Source organism: Actinomycetospora sp. ABD4_176 (assembly GCF_056311855.1).
In genome coordinates this window covers 4,429,810-4,440,407 of sequence record NZ_CM149974.1, presented here as the reverse complement: position 1 = coordinate 4,440,407, position 10,598 = coordinate 4,429,810, and the positions used below count along the sequence as shown (strand labels likewise).

Annotated in this window: 11 protein-coding genes; 1 reads left to right on the top strand and 10 read right to left on the bottom strand. The window is 72.2% G+C overall.

The window, feature by feature from the left end; all coding sequences use genetic code 11:
* Nucleotides 1–5: 5 nt before the first annotated feature.
* Nucleotides 6–908 carry an IclR family transcriptional regulator gene (locus tag ACYX4T_RS21435; protein WP_476011283.1) on the top strand — a complete coding sequence of 301 codons (903 nt, stop codon included), beginning with the start codon at nt 6–8 and terminating at the stop codon, nt 906–908.
* On the opposite strand, the gene ACYX4T_RS21430 is transcribed toward ACYX4T_RS21435, so the two are convergent.
* The 10 genes from ACYX4T_RS21430 to ACYX4T_RS21385 all read right to left on the bottom strand — a co-directional run bounded on the left by ACYX4T_RS21430 (nt 889) and on the right by ACYX4T_RS21385 (nt 10,597).
* Nucleotides 889–2,754 carry a sigma-54-dependent Fis family transcriptional regulator gene (locus ACYX4T_RS21430; RefSeq protein WP_476011282.1) on the bottom strand — a complete coding sequence of 622 codons (1,866 nt, stop codon included), beginning with the start codon at nt 2,752–2,754 and terminating at the stop codon, nt 889–891. The genes ACYX4T_RS21435 and ACYX4T_RS21430 overlap by 20 nt on opposite strands.
* 191 nt (nt 2,755–2,945) lie before the next feature.
* Nucleotides 2,946–3,473 carry a bifunctional nuclease family protein gene (locus ACYX4T_RS21425; RefSeq protein ID WP_476015337.1) on the bottom strand — a complete coding sequence of 176 codons (528 nt, stop codon included), beginning with the start codon at nt 3,471–3,473 and terminating at the stop codon, nt 2,946–2,948.
* An 11-nt stretch (nt 3,474–3,484) separates the two neighbouring features.
* Nucleotides 3,485–3,739 carry a hypothetical protein gene (locus tag ACYX4T_RS21420; protein ID WP_476011281.1) on the bottom strand — a complete coding sequence of 85 codons (255 nt, stop codon included), beginning with the start codon at nt 3,737–3,739 and terminating at the stop codon, nt 3,485–3,487.
* Nucleotides 3,736–4,341, bottom strand: coding sequence for a hypothetical protein (locus ACYX4T_RS21415; protein ID WP_476011280.1), 606 nt, complete (start codon nt 4,339–4,341; stop codon nt 3,736–3,738). The genes ACYX4T_RS21420 and ACYX4T_RS21415 overlap by 4 nt, the downstream gene beginning before the upstream one ends.
* A gap of 37 nt (nt 4,342–4,378) precedes the next feature.
* On the bottom strand, nt 4,379–5,086 hold the full coding sequence (locus ACYX4T_RS21410) for a metal-sulfur cluster assembly factor (protein WP_476011279.1): 708 nt from the start codon (nt 5,084–5,086) through the stop codon (nt 4,379–4,381).
* The gene (locus tag ACYX4T_RS21405; RefSeq protein WP_476011278.1) at nt 5,083–6,144 is read right to left on the bottom strand and encodes an amidohydrolase family protein; all 1,062 of its coding nucleotides are present in this window, start codon (nt 6,142–6,144) and stop codon (nt 5,083–5,085) included. Before ACYX4T_RS21405 ends, ACYX4T_RS21410 begins: the two co-directional genes overlap by 4 nt.
* 15 nt (nt 6,145–6,159) lie before the next feature.
* Complete coding sequence (locus ACYX4T_RS21400) at nt 6,160–7,188, bottom strand: NAD(P)-dependent alcohol dehydrogenase (RefSeq protein ID WP_476011277.1); 1,029 nt, start codon at nt 7,186–7,188, stop codon at nt 6,160–6,162.
* 30 nt (nt 7,189–7,218) lie between these two features.
* Nucleotides 7,219–8,907 carry a chaperonin GroEL gene (groL, locus tag ACYX4T_RS21395; protein ID WP_476011276.1) on the bottom strand — a complete coding sequence of 563 codons (1,689 nt, stop codon included), beginning with the start codon at nt 8,905–8,907 and terminating at the stop codon, nt 7,219–7,221.
* Nucleotides 8,908–9,029: 122 nt separating this feature from the next.
* Nucleotides 9,030–9,350 carry an MmoB/DmpM family protein gene (locus ACYX4T_RS21390; RefSeq protein WP_476015336.1) on the bottom strand — a complete coding sequence of 107 codons (321 nt, stop codon included), beginning with the start codon at nt 9,348–9,350 and terminating at the stop codon, nt 9,030–9,032.
* A 56-nt stretch (nt 9,351–9,406) separates the two neighbouring features.
* Nucleotides 9,407–10,597: a ferritin family protein gene (locus tag ACYX4T_RS21385; RefSeq protein ID WP_476011275.1), complete on the bottom strand. Its 1,191-nt coding sequence runs from the start codon at nt 10,595–10,597 to the stop codon at nt 9,407–9,409.
* Nucleotide 10,598 lies beyond the last annotated feature (1 nt).

The following is a 10,598-nucleotide window of genomic DNA, read 5'->3' as shown; positions in this document are numbered from 1 at the left end:
GTGGTGTGGACGACGACGTGGTGCCCGGGGGCGGTGGGTCGCGGTCGCTGAAGACCGCGGCGACGGTCCTGCGCGCGCTGCGCCTGCTCGGGGACCACCCGGAGGGCCTGTGCGCCGCGGACCTCGCCGAGGAGCTCGGCAAGAGCGCCGCGACCGCCCGCTACATGATCAACACCTTGTGCGAGGCCGGCTACGCCGAGCGCGCGGCGTCGGGCCGGTGCCGGCTCTCCGACGCGCCGCCCTGGGGCCACTGGGGCGCGGCCGCCGCGCCTCCGAGCCCCGTCCCCGGCGACCCGGACCCCGGCGCCGTGCTCGCCGAGGCCACCACCGAGCTCTACCGGCGCACCCGCCAGCGCTCCTATCTGGTGCGCCGCACGGGCACCGTGGTCGCGTCGGTCACCGACTCGCGCGGCCACCAGGGCCTCGCCAAGCACCCGGGTCTGGGTGACCACGTGCCGCCGGCCCACGCCCACGCCCTCGCGATGACCAAGGTGCTGCTCGCGACGTCGGCGGCGTACCGCGAGGTCGTCGTCGAGGAGGGGCGGCCGCCGGCGCTGACGCCCGCGACCGTCACCGATCTCGCCGCGCTGCGCGCCGAGCTCGACGCCGTCCGCCGCGACGAGGTCGCGCTCGACCGCGAGGAGTTCGCCGAGGGCTTCGCCACCGTCGCCGCCCCGGTCGTCTCGCCGTCGGGCGCCGTGACGGTGGCGCTGGGGCTGTCCTGCTCGGCGCGGCGGCTCGCCCTCGACGAGGACGAGCTCGTCGACGCGGTACGCGCGGTGGCCCGGCGCGCGAGCGCGCAGTGGGCCGGCGAGGTCGGCGCGCGCCCGGTGCCCGCCCTGCCGGTGGAGGCCCCGGCGGGGCCGGCCCCGGTGGACGAGCCGCTGGTCAGCGGCCCACGTCGCTGATCCCGAACGCCCGCAGTCGCCGGTAGAGCGTCGCCCGCCCGATCCCGAGCGCCGCGGCGGCCTGCTTGCGGTTGCCGCCCGCCTCGAGCAGGGCGGACACGATGAGGTCGCGCTCGGCGGTCTCGAGCGGGGTGAGGCGCCGGCGGGTGCCGCTCGCGAACTCGGCGGGCAGGTCGCCGGGCTCGATGTCGCCGGCCGGGCGCGCGGCGAGCGCCCGGCGAAGCACCCCGGTGAGCTGGGTGACGTTGCCGGGCCAGCGGGCGCCGACGAGCAGCGCCGCGGTCTCGGGCGTGCAGCGGGCGCGGCGGGACGGCGCGAGGCGGGCGAGCACCGCGGCCGCGATGACCGGAACGTCGTCGGGGCGGCGGCGCAGCGGCTCGACCAGCACCGACGTCGCGAACCCGCCGAGCACCCCGCTGACCGGACCCTCCTCGGGCGCGCGCTCCGCGGTGATCAGCCCGACCACCCACCACGTCGACGGGATCTCGCCGAGCAGCGCGGTCAGCGCTCCCGCGCCGGCCGCGTCGAGCGCCTCGGTGTGCCGCACGACCACCGTGACCCGCCCCGGCTCGTCCGTCGACGCCTCCGCCGCGTAGCCGGCGAGCGTGACCGCGGCATCCGGGTCGGTGCCGTCGATCGCGACCCACCGCGCGCCGGGCCGGGTCTCGCCGTGCACGGCGCGCACCGCCGCGGTCTTGCCCGTGCCGGGCTCCCCGAGCACGACGGTGCTGCGGGCGGCCGACGCCGCGGTGCGCAGCGCGGCGGCGACCGAGCGCCACGGCCGCGAGTCGCCCGGCAGGCCGGGCAGCGGACGGTCCGCCGCCGGCGCGGGCGGCGCCCACGTCGACACCGGCGACGACGGGCCCGGCAGCTCGGTGCCCGGCGGTGACGGCAGGTGCGGCAGATCCGTCGGGGAGGGGTCCTCGCGCCCGGCGAGACGCAGGCTGCTGCGGCTGGGCACCACCTCGACGACCACCCCCACCGGCCGCTCCGCGGGCACCGGGGTGATCATCAGGCGCGCCGGGCCGTCGGCCAGCAGCACGCGGTCCTGGTGGGGGCGCGCGGTCTCGCCCAGCTCGAGCGCACGCATCGTCACCCGGTCCTGGTCGAGCGGGGAGAGCGCGCGGGCGGCGCGGTTGGCCATGACGAGGTCGTCGGTCAGCGCGAGCACCGGCCCGCGGGTGCGCGCGCACGTGGCGCGGAACGCGGCCATGACCCGCCGGACGCCGACCCCGCCGCGCTCTCGCAGCACGTCCTCGATGTCGGTGGCGGCCTGCTGGGCGAGGAAGCGCATGAGGTCGTTGGCCTCGGAGCGCAGGCACGTGACGTCGAGGATGCCGGCGAGCGCGCCGTCCGGGCCGCGCACCGGCGCACCCGCGCACGCGAAGGCCTGCAGGCGCTCGCTGAAGTGCTCGGCACCGACGACCAGCGCCGGGATCGCGCCCTCGAGCGAGGTGCCGACGCCGTTGGTGCCGGCGAACTCCTCGGCGTAGCTGAACCCGGGCGCCAGCGAGATCGCGTCGAGGCGGCGCTGGAGCTCGCCCTCGCCGACCCGGCGCTCGAGCACCCGCCCGTCGGCGTCGGTGAGCACCACGGCCACGGACATGCCCGACAGCCGCTCGGCGAGGTCGTCGAGCACCGGGCGCGCGCAGTTGGACAGGCTGCCGTCGAAGTCCAGGTCGGGCTCGTAGGGGAGGTCCAGCTGGGTCGCGTCGACCCCGGCGCGCCGCGAGCGCTCCCAGGAGTCGACGATCTCGGGCCGGACGATGCCGGAGGCGCTCACGGAGCCCCGGTCGACGAAGAACTCACGCGCACGACCGAGAGCGCTCTGGGCGCGTCCGTCCATGGGCCACCTCGCCATCGACCACCACGCACGACGTGATGGGTAACACGGCATCGTACGGCCCGAGCGGCTCCCGCAGGGGTCTTCTCGTGTCTCGGATCGAGACGGATGTGCAGGTCAGAGCAGGTCACAGCAGGTCAGCGCCGGTCCGACGGCCGGCCACCGTCCGGTCGGCGCCCGCCGCACACTGTGGCTCAGCGCCCCTCCCCGCCGTCGGGCGGCCGCCCGAAGTCCTGCGCGGTGGCCCCGTCGAGGAACGCCCGCAGCTCGGCCACCTGCTCGGCGGCCTCGCGCGCGGGCTCCGGCCGGTCGCCGCCGAGCTCGCTGAACGACTGGCCGACCGCGTCGAGCACCGCGTCGGCCACCTCGATGGGCAGCGCCTCGCGCACCGCGACCGCGAGCACGTCGCTGGGGCGCGCCGGCAGCCGGGACCCGTCGTCGAGGACGAGCTCGGCCCGGAAGCGGTCGTCCACGAGGTCGGTGATCGCGCCGTGGTCGAGGCGCCGGCCGACGAGGACGGCGAGCTCGCCGAGGAGGTCCTGGGTGAGCCGGTCGTCGTCGGACGGCTCGGCCGGCCGCGGCCCGCGGTCGATGATCTCGGCCTGCGGCCCGCGCACCGACACGACCAGGCACCGGTCCCCGCTCCCGTCACTGCTCTCCTCGACGAGCAGCGCGAGCGGCTCGCGGGTCATCCTGTGCACGACGAGGCGCGCGACGCGCATCGTGGTCACGGTCAGTCCCGGCGGTGGTCGGCGGTGTCGGCCGTGTCGAACGCCGCCCGGATGCGGGCGAGGTCGTCGCGCACGCGCTCGGCGTCCTGCCCCTCGCCCCACGACGGGTCGCCGGGCGTGATCCCCAGCGTCTCCAGCAGCTGCGACGCCGCCGCCGACGGGTCGCCGGACTCCCCCAGCACCGGGTGCAGCCCCTGCTCGGCGAGGTGGTTGAACACGACGTTGACCACGGTCCAGGGGTTGTACTTCTCGATCACGCGTCACCCTCCGGGGCGTCGGTGAGCTCGACCTCGTCCAGCGTCTCCAGCTCCGACGGGCTCAGGCTGCGGGCCCCCTCGAGCACCGTGCCCTGGTGCTCGGCGATGCGCTGGTCGACGAGCTGGCTGAGCTGGTAGGCGATCGCGCCGGTCTGGTGCACCGAGATCGTGTCGGGCAGCGACTGGCGGGTGGACGTGATCGCGACGCCCTGGGGCACGCCGTCACCGACGGCCACGCCGACCTCGAACGTCTCGCGCGGGTTGGTGGCGGGGTCGGCGTAGTGCTTCTTGAGCTGTCGCAGCATCTGGTGCCAGCCGAGCACCTCGCCCTCGAGCTGCAGCCCGGTCACGTCGGCCTCGGTGAGGCCCATGCCGCGCCCGCCGGGCGCGAAGCAGCGGCTGTAGGACAGCAGGGCCGTCGTCCAGAGCGACTCGATGACGACCGGGTCCGGTTCCGGGACGCTCAGCTGCGTCACCAGGCGCTCGCAGCACAGCAGCACGGTCTGCAGGTCGTCGAAGATCGCGGCGAGGTCGGCCAGCGCCGCGGCCGCGGGTGACCCGATCCGACGGACGGTGCGGGGGGTCTCGCTGGGCGCGCTCATTGCGTACAGCTCCTCTCGAACCGGGCCGGACCGTGCTCTACAGCCCGTAGCGGGCGGCGAGCTGGCCGCGGCAGATGCTGGTGTTCGCGTCGACGCCGACCTGGTACGAGCGCGCCTTGCGCAGGTGCAGCGGCAGGGCGTCGACGCCGACGGTGCGGCCCACCGGGTCGACGACCAGCGGCGCGTCGTCGCCGTCGGGGATGCCGAGCTCGCGGCGCCGGGCGCGCAGGCGGTGCAGGTCGGGACCGTCCGGGGCGTCGCCCAGGGTCATCGCCGCGATCTGCTCGGGCGTGGTGCCCCCGCGGACCAGGGGACGGACGACGAGGTCGGTGCCGGCCATCATGGCCCGCTCGGTGAACGTGCGCCGCAGGTCGTGCAGCTCGTCGACGGCCTCGCCGACCTCGCTGCCCGCCATCGAGCGCACGAAGCCGGCCCGCGCCGCGACGCCGGCGTTGATGGCGTCGGACGCGAAGTGGTCGATGAGCTCGACGTCGACGTCGGCGAGACCCGGCACCTGCGACACGGCGTCCCACGCGTCGGCGACCATGAGGAACGCGAAGTTCGGGGCGCAGAAGTAGGTGGGCAGGCGCAGGCGCACGTGCGCGATCCCGTCCTCGTCGACCGAGCAGTCGGCCACGAAGTCGAGGCTCACCACGTCGGTGTCGAGCTCGGGGTCGCGCACCGTGCGCAGCGCCTCCCACACCCCGGCCAGCAGGGTGGCCGGGGTGTCGGAGACGACGGTCATGCCTGGGCCACCGACCGGTCCTCGACGAGCTCGGCGGCGTCCGGCGCGGCCGGCTGCCCCTCGCTGATCTGGCACTCGGCCGGCACGTCGATGCCGTAGAGCTTCGCCGCGTTGAGCCCGAGGATCTTCTTCTTGCCGTTGGTGTCCAGGCGCGGGTAGTCCGCGAACTGGTCGTCGTCGGGCATCGTCCAGTCGACGAAGCCCTCGATCTGCCACTTCGGTTCCCAGATGTTGTAGTCCGAGCCGAAGGTCATCTTGTCCTCGCCGACCCAGAACAGCAGCTCGCCCATGACCTTGGCGAAGAACTTGGGACGGGCGTGCATGAGGCCGCCGATGACCACCGACAGGCCCGCGTACACGTTGGGCTCCTGCGTCGCCATGAAGCAGAAGTCCTCGATGCGCGGCAGGCCCACGTGCTCGACGATGAAGTTCAGGCCCTGGAAGTCGGTGGCGGCGTGGTCGACGTCGGAGACGTCGAAGGCGTCCTTGTCCAGCGGCCAGATCGTCGGGCCCTTGTGGACGTGGATGTTCTTGACGCCGAGCTCCTCGGCGCGCTGCAGGAAGCGGTAGGCCTCCGGGTCGGTGAGCTTGAAGCCCCGGGAGTCGCCGTTCCACTCCGCGGTGTAGACCTTCGCCCCGGTGCAGCCGTACTTGCGCACGTTGTCCTCGAACTCGCGCATGCCCGCGTCCCCGTCACGGGGGTCGAAGCGCGTGTTGAGGATGAACTTGCCCGGGTACTTCTCGGCGAGGTAGCCGTTGCGCTCGGTGGTGTTGAAGCCCTCCTTGTACCACTCGCGCAGGTACGTCGACTGGAAGATCGCGACGTCGACGTGGCCCTCCTCGAACTCCTCGCGCATCAGCTGCTCCTCGGAGACCTTCTGGAACTCCTCGAGGGGCTGGTGCGTGTCGGCCGGGCCGAGTCCCTGGTAGGCGTGGAAGCACTCGATCCAGCCCTTGGCGTACTGCTCCGCGCCCTGCACCCAGTTCTCGGGCGACGCGTCCCAGTAGTGCATGTGGGAATCGACGATGAAGTACTTCTCGCCGTCCTTCTCGTACATGTGGTGGTGTCCTTCCTACGGGACGAGGATCGCCCGGCCGCGCACCTTCACCGCGTCCAGGTCGTGCAGGGCGTCGAGGGCGTTGTCGAGCGGGTACTGCTGGGTGTGGAGCGTGACCTTGCCGGCCTGGGCCAGGACCATGAGCTCGGCGAGGTCGTTGTACGTCCCGACGATGTTGCCGATGACGTTCTTCTCCCCGGCGACGAAATCGAGCGTCGGGGCCTGGAACTGTCCGCCGTACCCCAGGACGAACTGGTAACCGGCGGGCCCGGTCATCTGCCAGGCCTCGAGCTCGACGCCCTGCTCGGCGACGAAGTCGAAGACGACGGTGGCGCCGCCACCAGTCAGCTCCTGGACCTCGCCCACCTGGTTGCCGTCGGCGAGGACCGTCTCGTCGGCGCCGATCCGCTTCGCCAGGTCGAGGGCGTCCTTGTTCTTGTCGACCACGATGATCTTCGTCGCGGTCAGCGCCGCCAGGGCCTGGATCCCGATGTGGCCGAGGCCGCCGGCCCCGATGACGACCGCCGAGGTGCCCGGGTACAGGTACGGGACGGCCTTGCGCACGGCGTGGTAGGCCGTGATGCCCGCGTCGGCGAGTGCGGCGACGTCGGCGGGGTTGGTGTCCGGGTTGAGCTTCACGCAGGCCCGGGCGGTGGTCCGCAGGTACTCGGCCATCCCGCCGTCGTTGTTGGACAGGCCGGGGAAGAACGCGTTCCCCGTGCACTGCATGTCCCGCCCTGCGCGGCAGGCGAGGCAGAGCCCGCAGGAGGGCTGCGGGTGCAGGATGACGGTGTCGCCGACGCTGACGTTGGTGACGGCGTCGCCGACCTCGTGCACCCAGCCGGCGTTCTCGTGGCCGATGACGTAGGGCAGGTCCGGGTTCTGGATGTCCTTCCAGTCCCCGTTGACGATGTGCAAATCCGTCCGGCACACCCCCGCGCCACCGATCTTCACGATGACGTCGAGCGGGCCCTGCAGCTTCGGCTCCGGGATGTCGTCGAGGCTGGGGTCCTGCTGGTAACCGTGGACGCGAACGGCCTTCACGACGAGCTCCTCTCGGTGGTCACAGCGCTGTCACCCCATCGACGGGCCGAGGCCCATCGACTGCGGCGTGCTCGAGTCGGGCGCCGGCTGCGGCAGCCCCTCGTCGAGCTGGCCGAACTCTGTCATGAGGGACTTGTTCCAGGGGGTCTGTTCCTCGGCGACCAGCGAGTTCGTCGTGAGGATCAGGCCGGCCACCGAGGCGCCGTTCTGGAGCGCGGAGCGCACGACCCGCAGCGGGTCGATGATGCCGAGCTCGACCATGTTGCCGAAGCGGCCCTCGAGGGCGTCGAAGCCCTCGTCGACACCCAGGTCGCGGGTCTGCTTGACGACGTCGCCGCCCTCGAAGCCCGCGTTCGTGGCGATGAGGTTGGCCGGCTCCGACAGGGCCGCGCGCACGATCTCGGCCCCGATGCGGCCGTCCCCGGTGAGGCCGTCGAGCTCGGCCAGCACCGACTCCGCGTGCAGCAGCGCCGCGCCGCCGCCGGCGACGATCCCCTCGGCCATGGCCGCGCGGGTCGCCTGCAGCGAGTCGTCGACGCGGTGGCGGACCTCCTTGAGCTCGGCGTTCGTCGGCGCGCCGACCTGCAGGATCGCCGCCTTGCCGGACAGCCGCGCGATGCGCTCGGAGAACCAGTCCTCGTCGGTGCCGATCGTCGCGCGGTCGAGCTCGGCCCGCAGCTGCGCGAGGCGCTGCTCCCGGCCCGCCGGGTCGCCGAGGCCACCGATGATCGCGGTCTGCTCGCTGGTGGCGCGCACCTGCGTGGCGCGACCCAGGTGCTCGGCCCCCATCTGCTCGAGCGAGAACGCCGACGCCTTCGAGTGGACCTTGCCCCCGCACAGGGCGGCCATGTCCTCGAGCAGGTGCACGCGCTTCTCGCCGAAGCCCGGGGCCTGGATCGCGGTGACCTTGAGGTGCCCGTTGACGTGGTTGTGCACCAGCATCTGGAGGGCGGAGCCCTCGACCTTCTCGGCGACGATCACGAGCGGCCGCGGGTCGCGCATGATCCTCTCGAGCACCGGCATGAGGGAGCGCACGTCGGTGATCTTCTCGGCCGAGAAGAGGATGTACGGGTCGTCGAGGACCGCGAGCATCGAGCCGGGGTCGGTGACGAGGTAGGGCGAGACGTAGCCGTTGTCGAACTCGAAGTCCTCGACGAAGTTGACGTGCAGGCCCAGCATCGGGCCGTCGTCGACGGTGATGACGCCGTCGTCGCCGACCGTGTGCAGGGTCTCGGCGACCACGCGGCCGATCGCGTCGTCGTCGTTCGCCGAGATCGCCGCGACGCGTGCGAGCGCCTCGACGTCGTCAACGGGGTGCGCGACCGCGGCCAGGTGGTTGACGACCCGGGCGACCGCGGCGTCGATCCCGCGCTTGACGAGCACCGGGTTGCCGCCCTGGCCGATGGCCTTGAGACCCTCGCGGACGATCGCCTGGGCGAGCACGGTCGACGTGGTGGTGCCGTCGCCGACCACGTCGTTGGTCTTGACGGCAGCCTCCTTGAGGACCTGCGCGCCCATGTTCTCGAACTGGTCGCGCAGGTAGATCTCCCGCGCGATCGTCACGCCGTCGTTCGTGACCTCCGGTGTGCCCGTGATCTTCTCGAGGATGACGTTGCGCCCCTTGGGCCCGAGCGTGGACTTCACGGCTTCGGCGAGCTGGTCCACCCCCGCCTGGAGCGCGCGTCGTGCGTCGGGACCGAATCGCAGTTCCTTGGCCATGGCTTCGTACGGCCTCTCTTCTCCTCGTGGGCGCGAACGGGGCGATCAGTGCGAAAGGTGGAGATGGTGCCGGGTCGCCGCCCGCGGTGCCCCCGCAGCGGACGGCGACCCGGCGACCGGTCCTACTTGTTCACCACCGGCGGGAGCATGTCGCCGATGAACTCGGCGGCCTCCTCGAGGTTCCCGAACATGATCGTCCGGTCATCCATGTGGATCATCTTCCCGTAGTGGGTCGACATGTTCTCCTCGAACTCGGCGGCGTTGTAGAAGTCGGGCTCCTCGCCGAGCGCCTCGGAGATCTCCGCGTACACGAAGTCCATGCGGCCCACGCAGTCGACACGGATCATCGAGGGGAGGTGCTTGACCGTCACGTTCTCCTGGCGGTCCATCACCTCGGCCACCACGACGCCGACCTGGTTGTTCATCAGCGTCACGCCAGCCATGCCGGACTCGGTGTTGTCCTGCTTGAACGGGCTCTCGGCCGTCTTGAAACTCTTGGTCACTGGTTCAGCTCCTTCGGGGTCTCGAGGCCGAGGTCGGTGAGGATCGCGGAGAAACGGTTCTTCGCGCGGTCGAGGGCGTCCTCGAAGCGCGGGGGCTTCGCGTCGGGCTGCGACCAGAGCGGCTGCATCGTGCGGGCCGCCTCGAGGCACTTCGGCACCCACTTGGCGACCCAGCCGTCGAACAGCTCCTTGTTGTGGTCCGCGAACTCGCGGTCCTGGGTCAGGGGGGCGAAGGCCGCAACGGTCCAGCGCAGGTCGCGCTGGGCGAAGTCGTACTCGCCGGCGCCCATGACCGTCGGCGTCACGTAGTCGCCGTTGCCGGCCGCCGCCTGCATGACCAGGTTGGACCGGAAGAGCTCGCCGATCAGGGGCTCGAAGACGATGTTGGCGGCGAAGATCATCTCGCCCCAGTCGTCCTCGATGGCGGTGATCTCCTCGACGACCTTCCGGACGCCCTGCCACTCGGCGTCGTTGTTCCACGCGTCGATGTGGGCCGAGCCGTCGAAGCCCTCGATCTCCTCGGTGAGGGTCAGGTTGTAGAGGGCCAGGTCCTGCGCGAAGCGGATCTTGTGCTCGCTGTTCACGGCCATCGCCGTGTTGTGCATGTTCGTCGGGCCGGAGCGGTTGCAGGCCGCGAAGACGTACAGGCCGAAGATGTGCTCGATGTGCATCCAGGCGCCGACGTTGCGCTCCACGAAGCGCACCCAGTTCGGGGTCCACTGGTCGAACGCCTTCGCGTTGCGGGCGTTCTCGACGTTCTGGGTCACCTGCCGGACAACGTTGGCGTTGTACCGGTACATCGTGAGTTCCCACTCCTCGTTGGGATCGCGGAACTCGTGCCACCCGTGGGCCGGCCAGTCCTCGACGTGCTTGCCGCCGGACCCGGGGCCGCGCTCGGGCTCAGGGTTGTCCACACCCCACGCCTTGAGCTTCGTCCAGGTCAGCGGGTAGCCGCGCGAGCCGTCCGCGAAGCCGTAGATCCAGCCCTGGGAGAGGTAGTGGCGCGGGTCCGGCTGGACCTCGACCGTCACGTCCTCGTAGTGGGTCTGCTTGCGCTTCGCCGGCTTGAAGTAGTTGTAGCGCCGGGCCGAGGGCCCGGAGTCGGGGAACTCCTTGGCGCCCGCTTCCGCGTCGGTGAAGACGGGCTTCGGAACGCTCCGCTCTGGACGTTCTTCGGTGCTTGTCATG

Excerpts from the sequence above, each read along its gene's own strand:
- ACYX4T_RS21430 (WP_476011282.1), bottom strand. The coding sequence starts at position 2,754 with ATGGACGGACGCGCCCAGAGCGCTCTCGGTCGTGCGCGTGAGTTCTTC.
- ACYX4T_RS21425 (WP_476015337.1), bottom strand. The coding sequence starts at position 3,473 with ATGCGCGTCGCGCGCCTCGTCGTGCACAGGATGACCCGCGAGCCGCTC.
- ACYX4T_RS21415 (WP_476011280.1), bottom strand. The coding sequence starts at position 4,341 with ATGAGCGCGCCCAGCGAGACCCCCCGCACCGTCCGTCGGATCGGGTCA.
- ACYX4T_RS21410 (WP_476011279.1), bottom strand. The coding sequence starts at position 5,086 with ATGACCGTCGTCTCCGACACCCCGGCCACCCTGCTGGCCGGGGTGTGG.
- ACYX4T_RS21405 (WP_476011278.1), bottom strand. The coding sequence starts at position 6,144 with ATGTACGAGAAGGACGGCGAGAAGTACTTCATCGTCGATTCCCACATG.
- groL (WP_476011276.1), bottom strand. The coding sequence starts at position 8,907 with ATGGCCAAGGAACTGCGATTCGGTCCCGACGCACGACGCGCGCTCCAG.
- ACYX4T_RS21390 (WP_476015336.1), bottom strand. The coding sequence starts at position 9,350 with ATGGCTGGCGTGACGCTGATGAACAACCAGGTCGGCGTCGTGGTGGCC.
- ACYX4T_RS21385 (WP_476011275.1), bottom strand. The coding sequence starts at position 10,597 with ATGACAAGCACCGAAGAACGTCCAGAGCGGAGCGTTCCGAAGCCCGTC.